This is a genomic window from Streptomyces sp. SKN60 (assembly GCF_026236535.1).
Lineage (GTDB): Bacteria > Actinomycetota > Actinomycetes > Streptomycetales > Streptomycetaceae > Streptomyces.
Genome location: NZ_JAHTMW010000004.1, coordinates 286,588 through 300,531 on the forward strand (window position 1 = coordinate 286,588; position 13,944 = coordinate 300,531).

Annotated in this window: 14 protein-coding genes; 7 read left to right on the forward strand and 7 right to left on the reverse strand. The window is 73.2% G+C overall.

The window, feature by feature from the left end; translation table 11 throughout:
• Window positions 1-200: 200 nt before the first annotated feature.
• The 6 genes from KV205_RS09140 (at window position 201) to KV205_RS09165 (ending at window position 5,909) form a co-directional block, all read left to right on the forward strand.
• Window positions 201-1,334, forward strand: a complete 1,134-nt coding sequence (locus KV205_RS09140; RefSeq protein WP_265863587.1) for a YncE family protein — start codon at window positions 201-203, stop codon at window positions 1,332-1,334.
• Between the two features lie 76 nt (window positions 1,335-1,410).
• Window positions 1,411-1,896: an NUDIX hydrolase gene (locus KV205_RS09145; protein ID WP_265863588.1), complete on the forward strand. Its 486-nt coding sequence runs from the start codon at window positions 1,411-1,413 to the stop codon at window positions 1,894-1,896.
• A 25-nt stretch (window positions 1,897-1,921) separates the two neighbouring features.
• Entirely contained in the window at window positions 1,922-2,788 is an 867-nt protein-coding gene (locus tag KV205_RS09150; protein WP_265863589.1) for a DUF6585 family protein, read from the forward strand.
• Window positions 2,789-2,872: 84 nt separating this feature from the next.
• Window positions 2,873-4,105: a phosphodiester glycosidase family protein gene (locus KV205_RS09155; protein WP_374214648.1), complete on the forward strand. Its 1,233-nt coding sequence runs from the start codon at window positions 2,873-2,875 to the stop codon at window positions 4,103-4,105.
• A gap of 111 nt (window positions 4,106-4,216) precedes the next feature.
• Window positions 4,217-5,014 carry a VOC family protein gene (locus KV205_RS09160; protein WP_265863590.1) on the forward strand — a complete coding sequence of 266 codons (798 nt, stop codon included), beginning with the start codon at window positions 4,217-4,219 and terminating at the stop codon, window positions 5,012-5,014.
• A gap of 250 nt (window positions 5,015-5,264) precedes the next feature.
• Window positions 5,265-5,909 carry a GAP family protein gene (locus KV205_RS09165; protein ID WP_265863591.1) on the forward strand — a complete coding sequence of 215 codons (645 nt, stop codon included), beginning with the start codon at window positions 5,265-5,267 and terminating at the stop codon, window positions 5,907-5,909.
• Between the two features lie 71 nt (window positions 5,910-5,980).
• Here the strand turns inward: KV205_RS09165 and KV205_RS09170 are convergent, their stop codons facing one another.
• Window positions 5,981-6,823: a hypothetical protein gene (locus tag KV205_RS09170; protein WP_265863592.1), complete on the reverse strand. Its 843-nt coding sequence runs from the start codon at window positions 6,821-6,823 to the stop codon at window positions 5,981-5,983.
• A 205-nt stretch (window positions 6,824-7,028) separates the two neighbouring features.
• Here KV205_RS09170 and KV205_RS09175 point away from each other — a divergent pair, with 205 nt between their 5' ends.
• Complete coding sequence (locus tag KV205_RS09175; protein WP_265863593.1) at window positions 7,029-8,393, forward strand: glutamate decarboxylase; 1,365 nt, start codon at window positions 7,029-7,031, stop codon at window positions 8,391-8,393.
• Between the two features lie 48 nt (window positions 8,394-8,441).
• Here the strand turns inward: KV205_RS09175 and KV205_RS09180 are convergent, their stop codons facing one another.
• From KV205_RS09180 to KV205_RS09205, 6 genes are all read right to left on the reverse strand, one after another.
• Complete coding sequence (locus KV205_RS09180; protein WP_265863594.1) at window positions 8,442-8,636, reverse strand: hypothetical protein; 195 nt, start codon at window positions 8,634-8,636, stop codon at window positions 8,442-8,444.
• A gap of 136 nt (window positions 8,637-8,772) precedes the next feature.
• Window positions 8,773-9,444, reverse strand: a complete 672-nt coding sequence (locus KV205_RS09185) for an ABC transporter ATP-binding protein (RefSeq protein WP_265863595.1) — start codon at window positions 9,442-9,444, stop codon at window positions 8,773-8,775.
• Window positions 9,437-10,438 (reverse strand): ABC transporter ATP-binding protein, encoded by a 1,002-nt coding sequence (locus KV205_RS09190; RefSeq protein ID WP_265863701.1) that lies wholly within the window; start codon window positions 10,436-10,438, stop codon window positions 9,437-9,439. The genes KV205_RS09185 and KV205_RS09190 overlap by 8 nt, the downstream gene beginning before the upstream one ends.
• Window positions 10,439-10,449: 11 nt before the next feature.
• A complete protein-coding gene (locus tag KV205_RS09195; RefSeq protein ID WP_265863596.1) occupies window positions 10,450-11,286 on the reverse strand; it encodes an ABC transporter permease in 837 nt (278 codons plus the stop codon).
• Window positions 11,279-12,244: an ABC transporter permease gene (locus KV205_RS09200; protein ID WP_265863702.1), complete on the reverse strand. Its 966-nt coding sequence runs from the start codon at window positions 12,242-12,244 to the stop codon at window positions 11,279-11,281. The genes KV205_RS09195 and KV205_RS09200 overlap by 8 nt, the downstream gene beginning before the upstream one ends.
• Window positions 12,245-12,267: 23 nt before the next feature.
• On the reverse strand, window positions 12,268-13,878 hold the full coding sequence (locus KV205_RS09205; RefSeq protein ID WP_265863597.1) for an ABC transporter substrate-binding protein: 1,611 nt from the start codon (window positions 13,876-13,878) through the stop codon (window positions 12,268-12,270).
• Between the last annotated feature and the right edge of the window lie 66 nt (window positions 13,879-13,944).

A 13,944-nucleotide genomic window follows, 5' to 3' on the forward strand; every position in this document is an offset into this window, starting at 1 on the left:
GTGGGGTTCGGGCGGGCGCGGGGCCCGACAGGTGGACGGCCGGGCGCCCGACGGCTGACGGCCGGGTCGGCCGATCGGTTGACCCGGGCGGGGCGGGACCGGGCGGAGCATGGGTGCCGGGGGCGGACCTGCCACCCGTCCGCCCGTCCGCTGCCTGCCTGCCTGCTTGCCTGTCCGCTCGTGCCCCTGGGAGCCCGCCGATGATCCGATCCCGTGCCCTCGCCGTGCTCGCCGCCTCCGTCGCACTGCTCGCCGGCTGCGCGCAGGGCGGCGGCAAGCCCGCCGGGTCCGCCGCCCCCGCCAACGCGGCTCCCGCCACGACGGCCCCGGCCCCGGTCCCGGCTCCCGCCACGGGCGGCACCCCGCCCGGCACCCTGCTCGTGGCCGATTTCGGCGCGGACACGGTGAGCTTCGTCGACCCGGCCCGGGGCGCCTTCGCCTCGGTCGAGGTCGGCACCGCCCCGTACGGCCTGGCCGTCGGCGCGGACGGGCGGGCCTGGGTCGCCACCGCCGAGGGCGTCGCCGTCGTGGACACCGAGGCCCGTACGCGCCTCGCGCTCGTCCCGTACCGCACCGCGAGCGGACCGGCGACCACAGGCGAGTACCGGGGCGGCGGCATGGGCATCGCGCTCTCCCCCGACGGGCGCCGGGTGTACGTGGGCGTCAACGTGCCCGGCGGCAACGGCACCCTGGAGGTCCTCGACACCGCGTCCCTGAAGGTCGTCGACCGCGTCCCGGTCGGCCGGCGCCCGTTCGACGTGGACGTGGCGCGCGACGGCTCCGAGGTGTACGCGACGAACCACGACTCCTTCGACGTGACCGTGGTGCGGGCCGACGACCTGACCACCCGGCGGATCGAGGTGGCGCCGTACGGCACGGAGGGCGGCCTCGGCTCCTGGCTGAAGCCGCACTACACGGCCGTGCGCCCGTCGGACGGGCGGCTGCTGCTGCCGTTCGAGGGCGAACGCCTGGTGGTGGTCGACCCGCGCACCGGTCGCTCCGAGATCCAGGAGATGACCGCCGACACCCATCAGCACGGCACGACGATCACCCCCGACGGCACCCTGCTCACCGTCGGCACCGGCCCCATCGACCCGGCCAGCGACCGCGGCCCCTCCCTCACCGTCCGCGCCCCCGACGGCACCGAGCGGGTCTTCCCGCTGGACGGCCCGCACGAGGACGTGGCGGTGTCGAAGGACGGCCGCACCGCGTATGTCACGGGCGGCTTCACCCGCGACGGCTCCTGGGACGGCCTCTCGATCGTCGACCTGCGGACCGGCGCGACCCACCGCCTGCCGGCCGGTTCGCGCCCGCTGGGCATCGCCGTCCTCTGACGGCCTGAAGGAGGGCGCTGTCACTGGCGTGGTGTTGGGTGGCGGCGTACGTGTACGTCCCCGGCCGAGGAGTCCGATGAGCATCGCCGACCGCAACACCACCCCGCCGCCCGCCCACGCCTCGCTCGGCGCGGGCGTCGTCGTGACCGACCCGGAGGGGCGGGTGCTGCTCGGGCTGCACCACTCCGGGGTGTGGGAGCTGCCGGGCGGGAAGGTGGAGCCGGGCGAGTCCCTGGAGGCCGCGGCGGTCCGCGAACTCGCCGAGGAGACGGGCCTGGTGGCCGACCCCGCCGACGTCTCCGTGCTCGGTCTGATCCTCGACACCGCGAGCTTTACTGCTCTGACCTGCGTGACGGCGGCGACGGCGGTCCGCGCCCACACCGGCACCCCGCAGGTGACCGAACCGGACAAGATCGCCCGCTGGTCCTGGTTCCCGCCGACCGGCCTGCCGGCCCCGCTCTTCCACCCCTCGGCCCAGACCCTCGCCTTCGCCTACCCCGAACTCCCGCTCGCGAAGGGCTCGTTCCACCGCTACCCGATGGCGCCGGCCGCGGGGCGCTGACATCATGGCGTCGGGGGGATGCGCGATGGAGCGGATCGACCGGGTGACGGTGCCGCCGCCGGACGAGGCGGCGACACGGGCCGCGCGCGAGGCGGGGCTCGGGGTGTATCTGCGCGGTTTCCGGGCGCGGCACGGGGACGGTGCGCAGGAGTTACGGGGGCGGGGTCGCCGTTGTCTGCCGGTGCTGCTGCTCGCGGCGGCCGGTCTGGCGCTGCCCGCGCTCGCCACCCGGTGGGCGGGGCCCTGGCTGGGGATCCCGCTGCTGCTCGTACCGTTCGGGGCGCTCGGCTGGTTCCTGTGGCGCTCCTTCCGCCCGCCGGCGCCGCCCCCGCTGCTGCCCGGCGAGTACGTGTACCTGTACGAGCGGGGTCTGGTGTGTCCGGGCAAGGCAGGCGAGGCGCGGGCGGTGCCCTGGCGGTCCGTCACGGCGATGCACCAGGACGTGACCCGCACCTATGTCAACGGCGGCTACACCGGCACCCACTACGCCTACCGGCTGCTGACCGACGGGCGGACGGGGGTCACCGTCGGCGGGTTCCTCAACGAGGAGGTCGTGGCGCGGCCGGCGGACTCGCAGATCCGTGAGCTGGCCCAGATCGTCCTGGACGAGACGGTGCGCCGTGCGCTGCAGCCGGCGGTGACCGCCCTGGAGGCGGGAGAGCGGGTCGCGTTCGGCGAGGTCGCGCTCGCCGGCGAGGGCATCGCGCTGCCGTCGGGGACGGCGCCGTGGGAGCGGGTGCGGGGCTGCGAGTGGCGCGGGGACGGCCTGGTGGTGGTGCGCACGGCGGGCGCGGGCCGCTGGGCGCGGGAGGCGAAGGACATCCCCGACTTCCCGGTGTTCTGGACGCTGGTGAAGGAACTGTTCCCGCAGGCCCGGGAGTTCCGCCGCTGACGGTTCACCCGATCGGGTGCCTGGTCAGCTCTCGTGTCCCTTGGGACATTTGAGGGGACGACAGGGGACCCGGGGGGGGCGACTGTGACGGATGCGTACGCGCGGCTTCGGACGCTTGTTGCACTGCTGCTGGCCTGGTGCGTGCCGGCCCTCGGTCTCGCACCCGGCGCGACGGCGGCCGTCCCGGGCACGGACCCGTGGCAGGCGCTGGCGCCGGGGGTCGCGTACCGCACGTACGAGACGAGCGCCGCGCACGGCCCGGTCCGGGTGCATCTGCTCTCCGTGGACCTGCGGGCCGAGGGCGTGGAGGTGGATCTGCTGCATCCGGGCGCGGTGGCGGCGCGGGCTCCGCTGTCGGCGCTGGCGGACGCGCGCGGGGCGATCGCCGGGGTGAACGGGGACTTCTTCCACATCTCGGAGGCTCAGCACCCGGGCGTGGACGCCACCGGCGCGCCGGTGGGCCCGGCGATCGGCGCCGGCCGGGAGCTGAAGGCGGCCGTCCCGGCGGGGCAGCGGTTCGGTCCCGCGCTGCCGCCGGGGACCGACACGCGTGAGGTGTTCGGGGTGGGTGCGGACCACCGGGCGCGGATGGGCCGGCTCACCCTGGACGGCGCGGTCACCGACCCGGCGGGCTCGTTCCCGCTGGGCGGGCTGAACCAGTACGCGCTGCCGGTGGGCTCGGTCGGTGTCTTCACCGCCGACTGGGGCGCCGCCTCGCGGGCGCGGGCGGTGTGCGGGACGGACGCCGACCGGGCGGCGGCGTGCTCGGCGGAGACGTACGAGGTGACGGTGCGCGGCGGGCGGGTGGTCGGGGTCGCTGACGCCCCGGGGCGCGGTCCGGTCGCCGAGGGCACCGAGGTCCTGGTGGGCCGGGAGGAGGGTGCCCGGCGGTTACGGGCGCTGGCGGTCGGCGACCGGGTGCGGGTGCGGCACCGGCTTGTCGCGGAGGGCGCGGGCGTGCCGTACCGCTTCGCGGTCGGCGGCTTTCCGCTGCTGCGGGACGGGACACCGCTGCCCGGCCTGGACGCGGTGACGGCGGCCGTGCGGACCGCGGCGGGGATCACCCACGGCGGGCGGGGGCTGCTCCTGATGGCCCTGGACGGCGCGCCGGGGCTCCGGGCGGGCATGACGCCGGCCGAGGTGGCGGCGCTGCTCGCCGGGTCCGGGGCGAGCGAGGCGTTCGGTCTGGACGGCGGGGGCTCGTCGACGCTGGTCGGGCGGGCGGCGGGCGAGCCCGCGGTGACGGTGCGCAACCATCCCAGCGGGGGCGCCGAGCGGCCGGTGCCGAACGGCATCGGAGTCTTCTCCGGCGGCTGAGGTGCCGGGACTCCGGCCCGGCCACCGTGCGTCACCGAGCGGGCCGGGGCGGACCTGGCTAGCGTGGCAGGCGAGACAAGGACGTCATCGAGCGGAAGAGAGAGTCCCGTCATGGCCTCACGACCTGAAGGCACGCCGGTCTGGACCGACGCGATGTTCACCGACCTCGAGGGTGCCAAGGAGTTCTACGGCGACGTGCTGGGCTGGACCTTCGGCGAAGCCTCCTCGGAGTTCGGCAACTACACGCAGGCCCTCAAGAACGGCAAGGCCGTCGCGGCGGTGGTGCCGCCGATGCCCGGACAGGACGGCGAGGCGCAGTCGGCCTGGTGTCTGTACTTCGCCTCGCCCGACGTCGCCGCCACCGCCGAGAAGATCAAGGGCGCGGGCGGCACGCTGCTGATGGAGCCCATGCAGGTCGGCGACTTCGGCTCCATGTGCCTCGCGCAGGACCCGACGGGCACGGTGTTCGGCGTCTGGCAGGCCGGTCAGCACGAGGGCTTCGAGCTGCAGGGCGAGACGGGCAGCTTCGTGTGGGCCGAGGTGTTCACGCGGGAGCCGGCGAAGGCGGACGCCTTCTACACGACGGTGTTCGGCTACGGCTCGAAGAAGATGAAGGACGACCAGATCGACTACCGGATCTTCGACCTGGGCGCCGATCCGCTGCTCGGCCGGATGGTGATGACGGCGGACGACTTCCCGCCGGAGATCCCCTCGTACATCCAGATCTACTTCGGCGTGGACAACTGCGACAAGGCCGTCGAGAAGGCGGAGGCGGCCGGCGGCCGCAAGGTCTTCGGCCCGATGGACAGCCCCTTCGGGCGCTTCGCGGCGCTGCTCGACCCGCAGGGCGCGGCGTTCGCGGTGATCGACGTGCGGACGACGGTCGGCGAGATGCCCGAGATGGAGTGACCTCGCCCTCCCCCGCGCGAGGGTGCCCGGGACCGCGGGGCCCCGGGCACCCTTGTGCACGAGGGGGGCTCGCGGACCAGGTCGCGCTCCGCCCTCCGAAACTCCGACCGGCGTGGGCGTGGCCTGCTTGACCCGCCAGGCCGCCGCCTGCACAGTCGGGATGCGGCACCGTGACAGCGCCGATCCCTCTGCCGGCCGATCCCTGGTGCATGGGTGGCGGACGGCCTTGATGCTAGGAGCGACTGGCCCGATGGTCCTTGACCTGGTGGTGATCGGTACGGCCATCACCCTGGGGCCCCTGCACAACAGCGCCTTCATCCTGCTGCTCTCCTCGCGGCGCGGCGTCCGTAAGGGCCTGGCGTTCCTGTTGTCGTGGCTGGCCAACCTGATCACCGTGATCGCCGTCGTGGTGCTGCTGACCGGCGGTCAGCCCCCGGCCCACCACAGCGCGCCCTCGACCGCCGCGATCGCCGCGAAACTCGCCATCGGTCTTGGGCTGGTGCTGTACGGCGCACACCGGCGACGCCGGCCGCCCCGCCCGCACGGCCCCCCGCGCTGGGCCGCCCGGATCGACAACGCCTCCTGGATCACGGCAGCCGGTCTGGCGTGGCTGCTGCAGCCCTGGGGACTGGTCGGCGCCGGCGCCGCCACGGCCCTTCAGGCGAATCTCTCCACCGCCGCCGACTGGCTCGCGCTGACCGGCTACTGCCTGCTGGCCACCCTCAGCCTCATCGTCATGGAGATGTACGCGGTCTGGGCACCTGCGGTCGCGGAAGCCCGGCTGAACGCCCTGCGGGACTGGCTGAGCCGGCATCAAGAGCAGCTGATCGTCACGCTCTCCCTCCTCGCCGGCCTGTGGCTGACGGCCGTGAGCATCTACGAGCTGGTCACCTGACGCGGATGAAGGAAGCCTTCAGCGCCTCGCTCTTCGCTTCGCCGCTTCGGATCGGGTCGGGTCAGGTCAGGTCAGGGACGTTCGTAGTGTTGGAGGATCCCGCCCGCGGAGAAACAGAGGGCACCGGTGAGGGTGCCCCAGTTGGCGATGTCGGCGTTGATCAGGCTGCCGGTGGCGGGGCGTGTGTAAGCGGCGAGTGCCGAGACCATGAAGAGGACGGAGCCCAACTGGTTCACAGCGACGATCCACCAGCCCAGGTTGCGCTGTCGGATGCACGGCCGGCCGTGGCAGATCTCGACGAACGCCAGATGGCCGGAGATCAGGAAGAGCACGCAGCCGATCACGTCGGGTGCCCAGATCAGTCGGTTGATCTGCTGGGTGGTCAGGCCCTGGAGGAAGGAATCGAGCAGGTCGACGGCGAACACCAGAGTGCCGGCGAACAGGACGAAGGCGCCCAGCCAGTCGACCCGCATCGGTTCATAGCTCCACCACCGCCACCGTCGGGCGACCAGGGCGCCTTCCCCTCCGGGCACATGGCGCGGAGCGTTGACGACCTGGAGCAGAGACAGGTAGCCACCTGTGTTGAAGAACAGGCCGCCGGCGAAGTAGATCGAAGCGCAGGTGGTGGCGGAGCCGGAGCCGAACTGGGCGACGGCGGCGCCGGCCGCGAAGAGCGCTCCGCCGATGATGAAGGCGGTGGCGGCCACGGCGTTGAGCCTGCGCATCCGGGCGAGGACGGGGCCGTCGGCGCTGACCTGACGGGCGCCGACCGCGCCGGGCGGACGGACGGCGACCATGCCTCGGCGCCGGGCGGGCCGGGATTCCCAAACGGCCGTGCCGCCGCCGGGCGGCCGCCAGGTGAGGCGGGTCGTGAACGGTCCTGCGCCTTCGGTCCGCTGATCGGGCTGGTCCACGGGCCGAGGCTAGACGTCCTGCCAGTCGTCGGCCGAACGCAACGCCGTCGGTGGGGCGGGCCGCGCCCCGGTCGGCGAACCCGGCCACCACTCCACCGGCCGTTCTCGCGGCGGGCCGACCGTCACGAACCATGCCATGTGCCCGGCAATTGCCTCTCGGCGTGTCCCTCACCGAGGCGGGAACTCGCGCTGTTTGAATCCTCATATGACCAAGCGTGATGACGCGGTTCTTTTCGGCAACCGATTCCTGACCGCGCCTGCCCCCTCCCAGAGATTCCCCGACGAAGGCATGGCCGCGACGGACGCGATGCGACTCGTGGACGTGGATCTCGCCATGGAGGGCGATCCGCAGCGCAACCTCGCTACGTTCGTCACCACATGGATGGAGCCGGAGGCGCAACGGCTGATCGCCGAGAACCTTCACCGCAATTTCATCGACCACGCGGAGTACCCCATCTCCGCCGATATCGAGCAGCGTTGCGTGCGCATGCTCGCCGACCTCTTCCACGCGCCGGGCGACACCGCCGGGTGCCGGACCCAGGGCTCGTCCGAGGCGATCATGCTCGGAGCGCTGTCGCTGAAGTGGAAGTGGCGTGAGCGCCGTCAGGCCGCCGGCCTGTCGACCGACAGGCCCAATCTGGTCTTCGGCGGGGATGTCCACGTGGTGTGGGAGAAGTTCTGCCGCTACTTCGACGTCGAGCCGCGGATCGTACCGCTCGAGGAGGGCCGGTACACGATCGGCCCGGAGGACGTGGAACCCCACCTCGACGAGAACACGATCGGTGTCGTCGCCGTCCTCGGCACCACGTTCACCGGCCACAAGGACGACGTCGTCGGCATCGACGCGCTCCTGCGGGAGGTACGTGAAAAGCGGGACCTCGACATCCCGATCCACGTCGACGGCGCCAGCGGCGCGTTCGTGTGGCCCTTCCTCTACCCGGACTCCGCATGGGACTTCCGGCTCGAGCAGGTCCGTTCGATCAACGTCTCGGGCCACAAGTACGGCCTGGTCTATCCCGGTATCGGCTGGCTGATCTTCCGTGAGGAGTCCGGCCTGGCCAAGGACCTCGTGTTCTACGAGAACTACCTGGGCAAGACCGACGCCACGTTCACGCTGAACTTCTCCACCGGCGCGTCGATGGTGCTCGCCCAGTACTACAACTTCGTGCGGCTCGGACGTCAGGGCTACACGTACGTCATGAAAATGATGCAGGAGAACGCCCGCGTCCTGGCGGACAACCTGCGGAGCAGCGGCCGCTTCGAAGTGATCGGCAGCGACCTCGAACAGCTGCCGCTCGTCGCGTTCCGCCTCGCGGAAAAGCGCTCCTACGACGAGTCCGACATCGCCTGGCAGCTCTCCGCCGAACGAGGGTGGATGGTGCCGGCGTACACGCTCCCGCCCAACGCGGAGCGGGTGAAGATCATGCGTGCCCTCGTCAAGGAGACCCTGAGCCGCGAACACATCGACCGCCTGAGTCAGGACATCACCGATGCCTGCCGGACCCTGGACGACAAGGGTGCCGCGCACGATGCCGAGCGGGCCCAGGTCAAGCGCGGCACCGGATACTGAGGTTCGCGAGTGCCCGCCGTTTCATGGCACTTCACGCGTGCGCAACGGTCAGGGTTTGAGGCTGGAGACCACGTTGGCGGTCGCGGCGACCCCGTTCTGGATGGTCGGCGCCATGCTGGTGCTGGCCAGGAAGAAGCCGAGCAGGGCACAGACGATGGCGTGCGAGACCTTCAGGCCGCCGCTGCGGAGAAAGATCACGGCCAGGATCAGCAGCAGCAGGACGACGGATACGGAAATGGCCACCGGGCTCACCCTCCTTGCGCCGCACCGGAATTGCGGCGTTCGGCGGACAGTGTGACGGAAGGGACGATCCGGACGGCGGTATGGCGTGGCGGCCATCCGGGTGACGTTCCGGAGCGGGCCGTTCCCTGGCGGGCGTCTAGCCCTTGGCCGGCCCTTCTGTGAGCTGGTCCCAGTCGGCGGTGCGGTCGGTCCAGCGTTCGAGGAGGACCCGGTCGTGGCCGACGGCGAGCAGGCCCGCGCCGGTCTCCGCCCGGTAGTTCTCGACGGCGGCGACGAGCGCGGCGGTGGTCGAGGCGTCGAGCATCGCGGTCATCTCGTCGCAGATCAGCCAGCGGGGCCGAAGCACCAGGGCGCGGGCCAGGCAGGCGCGTTGCAGCTGGCCGTCGCTGACCTCGTGCGGGCGCCGGGCGAGCAGGTCGGGGGTGAGGCCGACGGCGGGGACGAGCGCGTCGAGGCGTTCGGGGACCTCGGCGCGGCGCCCGGTGGCGCGCAGCGGCTCGGCGATCAGGTCGGCGAGCCGCAGGCGCGGGTCGGCGGAGAGCCGCGGCTGCTGGAACACCACGCCGATGGCGGTGCGCAGGGCGCGCGGGGCACGGTGCCGCCAGCCGCGTACCTCGGTGCCGTCGACCACGACCCGCCCGGCGTCGGGGCGGTGCAGCAGGGCGGCGACCCGGGCCAGGGTGGACTTGCCGCAGCCGCTGGGGCCGAGCAGGCCGACGGACTCGCCCGGGGCGACGGTGAGCGACACCTCGCGGACGACGGGCGCGTGCCGCTGGTATCCGGCGGTGACGCAGTGGAGTTCAAGCACGGGCGGCTCCCGGAGCTCCGTGGGGGTGGTGGCAGGCGACGCCGGCCCGGAACGCGGGCCGTGCGGCGCACGCCTCGGTGGCGCGGGCGCAGCGCGGGGCGAAGGCGCAGCCTGCGGGCAGGTCCGACAGCTCGGGCGGGAACCCGGGGATCGGGGTGAACTCCCGTTCCGGGAGGGCGTCGAGCAGACCGCGGGCGTACGGGTGGCGGGGGCCGGGGGCGCCGAAGAAGCGGGCGGCGGGGGCGAGTTCGACGATCCGTCCGGCGTACATGACGGCGACCTGGTCGGCGACCCGGCGGGCCGCCGCGAGGTCGTGGGTGATGAGCAGCAGCGCCTTGCCGCGGTCGGCGTGCCGGCGCAGTTCGTCGGCGGTGCGGTCGACGAGGGCGCGGTCGAGTCCGGTGGTGGGTTCGTCGGCGAGCAGCAGCGGCGCGTCGCCGATCAGCGCGAGCGCGGTGGCGGCGCGCTGCGCGAGCCCGCCGGACAGCTCGTGCGGGTGCCGGTCGAGATGTCCGGCGGGGAACGCTGCCCGCTCGGCCGCGGCCTCGGCCGCCGCGCGCCGCTCGCCCCGCCGGGTGCCGGTGAGCGCCCGTACAGTCTCCTCCAGATGCGCCCGTACGGTGCGCACCGGCGTGAGGTGGGCGGCGGGGCTCTGCGGTACGAGCCCGATGCGCCGGCCCCGTACGGTGCGGGCGAGGGTCTTCTCGTCGGCGGCGAGCAGATCCGTACCGTCGAGGAGGGCGCTGCCGGAGGTCTCGGCGTTCCCGGGCAGCAGCCCGAGCAGGGCGGAGGCGAGGACGGACTTGCCGCAGCCGCTCTCGCCGACCAGGGCGAGGCACTCCCCCGCCGCGAGGTCGAAGTCGGCGTCGGTGACGGCGGCGACCTCGCGCCCGCCGCGCAGCCGGAAGCGGACGGTGAGCCCGCGCACGCTGAGCAGGGCGTCCTCGGCCCGTTCGGCGGAGCCGGCCCGGAGGGCACGGAGGGCGCGGAGCACGTTCTCGGCGGTCACAGCATCAGCTCCGATCGGCGGCGCGGGTTGAGCCGGTCGCGCCAGACGCCGGCGAGGCCCGCGACCGCGAGGGTGGGGGCGATGAGCAGGAGGCCGGGGAAGAGGGTGGGCCACCAGTGGCCGGTGAGGAGGGAGGAGCGGGCGGTCTGGACGAGGTTGCCGAGGCTGGCCTGGTGGCTGGGGAGGCCGAGGCCCAGGAAGGACAGGGCGGATTCGTGCCACATGGCGTGCGGGATCATCAGGACGGCGGCGAGGCCGGCCTGCGGGAGGACGGCGGGGAGCAGATGGCGGACGCCGATCCGCCAGCGGGTGGCGCCGCCGGAGATCGCCGCGTCGACGAACGGCCGGGAGCGCAGGGACAGCACCTCGGAGCGGACGATGCGGGCGGTGGAGAGCCAGTGGGTGAGGGCCACGGAGACGATCACCGGCCAGACCCCGGGCCGGAACATGGCCACGACGAAGATGCCGAGCAGCAGGTGCGGCACGGAGGAGAAGGCGTCGACGATCCGCATGAGGAGACGGTCGGCGCGGCCGCCGAGCGCGCCGGCCGTCGCGCCGACGGCGGTGCCGATGACGGTGGCGACGAGGGCGGCGACCAGTCCGACGAGGAGCGAGACGCGCAGTCCGTAGACGCAGCGGAGCAGCAGGTCGCGGCCGACGTCGTCGGTGCCGAAGGGGTGTGCCCAGGAGGGCGGGAGGAGTTTGGCGCCGAGGTCGACGGCCTGCTGGTCGAGGGGGACGAGCGGCGGGACCAGGAGGACGGCCAGGACGACGGTGCCGGTGACGAGGGCGGAGCTCCGGAGCCGGAGGCGCCGGGTGCGGGGGTCAGCCATCGAAGCCCACCCTGGGGTCGGCGAGCCCGTACAGGAGGTCGGAGAGCAGGTTGCCGAGCAGGACGGCGGCGGTGGCGAGCACGGTGAGTGCGGCGAGCAGCGGGAAGTCGGCGGAGAGGGCGGCCTGCACGGTGGCGGCGGCGATGCCGGGCCAGCTGAAGACGGTCTCCACGAGGAGGGCGCCGGTGATGAGTTCGGGGATCCGGGAGCCGACGAGGGTGAGCATGGGGAGCATTCCGGAGCGCAGGGCGTGGCGGGTGAGGACGGTGCGTTCGGCGAGGCCGCGGGCGCGGGCGCCGCGCACCGGGTCCTCGTCGAGGGCGTCGCCGACGCCCTGGCGTACGTACAGGAAGAACCAGGGCAGTTGGGAGACGCCGAGGACGAGGGCGGGCAGCACGAGGTGGGTGGCGACCTGTCCGGCGGTGACCGTGTCGCCCGCCGTGTCGGTGAGGCCGCCGGGCGGCAGCGCGCCGAGTTCGAGGGCGAAGAACCAGATGGCGAGGAGTCCGAGCCAGAAGGCGGGGGCGGCTTCCAGGGTGTACGCGAGCGAGGACACGGCCCGGTCGAGCAGGCCGCCGCGGCGGCGGGCGGCCAGGACGCCGAGGAGGGTGCCGAGCAGGATCGCGACGAGGAAGGCGGTGCCGGCGAGGAGCGCGGACCAGCCGATGCGTTCGGCGACGACGTCGGCGACGGGCCGGCGCATGACGCCGGAGTCGCCGAGGTCGCCGCGCAGGGCGTGGCCGAGCCACTCCCACCAGCGGGTGTACCAGGGTTGGTCGGCGCCGAGGTTGGCGCGCAGCTGGTCGAGGTTCTCCTGTGAGGCGGTGAGTCCGGCGGTGCCGGCGTAGGCCTGCACGGGGTCGAAGGGGGAGGCGGCGGCGACGGCGAAGACCGCGAGGGTGACGCCGAGGAGGACGGGGACGGCGGCGAGCGCGCGCCGTCCCGTCATCCGGGCCATGGCCCGGAGCGGGAGAGCGCGGGTCACTGCTTCGGCGTCCAGTCCTCGACGTTCCACCAGGGGCCGGAGCCGAGTCCGTGCTCGTGGGGTTCGACCTGGGTGGTGAGGCGGCCGGCGGGGGTGGTCCAGCGGTCGGCGACGACGTAGACGTGGTCGACGTGGGTGAGGAAGGTGTAGCCGGGGTTCTTCACCAGTTCGCGCTGGACGGTGTCGTAGGCGGCGCGGCGGCGCGCGGGGTCGCCGGTGCGGCGGCCGTCCTCCAGTGCGCGGTCGACGGCCGGACTGGCGTACGAGGCCATGTTGTTGAAGCCGTCGCCCGCGAGCTCGGACTTGAGCAGAAGGTACTGGTCGAAGTCGGGGTCGCCGGACGAGCCGCCGCCGGCGAGCACGGCGTCGGTCTTCATCCGGGGTTCGATGACCTCCCAGGTGCCGGCCTGGGTGGCGATCTCGATGCCGGCCTTCTTGGCGTCGGAGGCATAGGCGAGGGCGTGGTCCTGGCGGAGCTTGTCGCCGGAGAGGTACCAGAGGGGGAAGGCGGCGCGGACGCCGTTCTTGACGCGGATGCCGTCGGGGCCGGGCTTCCAGCCCGCCTCGTCGAGGATCTTCCGGGCGCCGGCGAGGTCGTGGCGGCGTTCGGTGCCCTTGGCGAACCAGGGGCTGTCGGTGGGCACCGGGCCGTAGGCGGGCCGGCCGGCGCCTTCGAGGATCTTGTCGACCATGGCCTGCCGGTCGACCGCGAGGTCGAGGGCGCGGCGGACGGCCACGTCGCCGGCGACCCGGTTGTGGCTGGGCAGGGTGACGGTGCGGTAGTCGAAGGTGGTGGCGGTGTGCACTTTCCGGGTCTTGTCGGCCTTGAATCCGGCGGCGAGGTTCGGCGGCAGGATCGCGGCGTCGAGGTCGCCGGCGCGCAGCCGGGTGGCGCGCACGTCGTCGTCCTTGACGACGGCCATGGTGAACTTCTCGACCGCCGGTGCGCCGCCCCAGTAGTGCGGGTTGGCGCGGAAGGTGAGCTTCTCGCCCCTGGTCCAGCCGGTGAGGACATAGGGGCCGGTGCCGATGGGGCGGGTGGTGAAGGGGCCGCTGTTGACGTCCTGCTTGCCGGCGACGCGTTCGGGGGCGATGGCGAGGACGGTGCGCCGGGCGAAGGGCGCGTAGGGGTACTTCAGGGTGAACGTGACGGTGTGGTCGCCGGTGGCGCGCACGTCCTTGAGGGCGTCGAGTTCGCTGCGGGACGGGTTGTTGGTCTTCGGGTCGAGCACCGCCTGGTAGGTGAAGACGACGTCCCGGGCGGTGAAGGGCGTGCCGTCGCTGAAGGTGACGCCCTTGCGCAGGGTGTACGTGTAGGTGAGGCCGTCGGCGCTGACCGCGGGCAGTGCGGTGGCGAGGGCGGGCCGGAGCCGCATGCCGGCGTCGAGGGCGAGCAGCCCGTCGAAGATCTTGGAGTTGCCGTCCTTGCCGTAGCCGAGCAGCGGGCTGAGGGTGTCGGGTTCGGCGGCGATGCCGACGACCGCCGAGTCACGGGGCCCGCCCTGGCCCTTGGCGGCGCCGTCGGGGTTCGCGCAGGCCGCCGCGGTGAGGGCCGTCACCCCCGTGAGGATCGCGGCGGTCGCACGGCGGACGGGTCGGGCGGCCATGAAGTCCACACCCCTCTTGAAGATCAACTGTTATTGCGAAGACTTCGCAATTAAACAGTATGTAGA

Coding starts and splice junctions, on each gene's coding strand:
- KV205_RS09140 (WP_265863587.1), top strand. CDS start 201: ATGATCCGATCCCGTGCCCTCGCCGTGCTCGCCGCCTCCGTCGCACTG.
- KV205_RS09145 (WP_265863588.1), top strand. CDS start 1,411: ATGAGCATCGCCGACCGCAACACCACCCCGCCGCCCGCCCACGCCTCG.
- KV205_RS09150 (WP_265863589.1), top strand. CDS start 1,922: ATGGAGCGGATCGACCGGGTGACGGTGCCGCCGCCGGACGAGGCGGCG.
- KV205_RS09160 (WP_265863590.1), top strand. CDS start 4,217: ATGGCCTCACGACCTGAAGGCACGCCGGTCTGGACCGACGCGATGTTC.
- KV205_RS09165 (WP_265863591.1), top strand. CDS start 5,265: ATGGTCCTTGACCTGGTGGTGATCGGTACGGCCATCACCCTGGGGCCC.
- KV205_RS09175 (WP_265863593.1), top strand. CDS start 7,029: ATGACCAAGCGTGATGACGCGGTTCTTTTCGGCAACCGATTCCTGACC.
- KV205_RS09195 (WP_265863596.1), bottom strand. CDS start 11,286: ATGGCTGACCCCCGCACCCGGCGCCTCCGGCTCCGGAGCTCCGCCCTC.
- KV205_RS09200 (WP_265863702.1), bottom strand. CDS start 12,244: ATGGCCCGGATGACGGGACGGCGCGCGCTCGCCGCCGTCCCCGTCCTC.
- KV205_RS09205 (WP_265863597.1), bottom strand. CDS start 13,878: ATGGCCGCCCGACCCGTCCGCCGTGCGACCGCCGCGATCCTCACGGGG.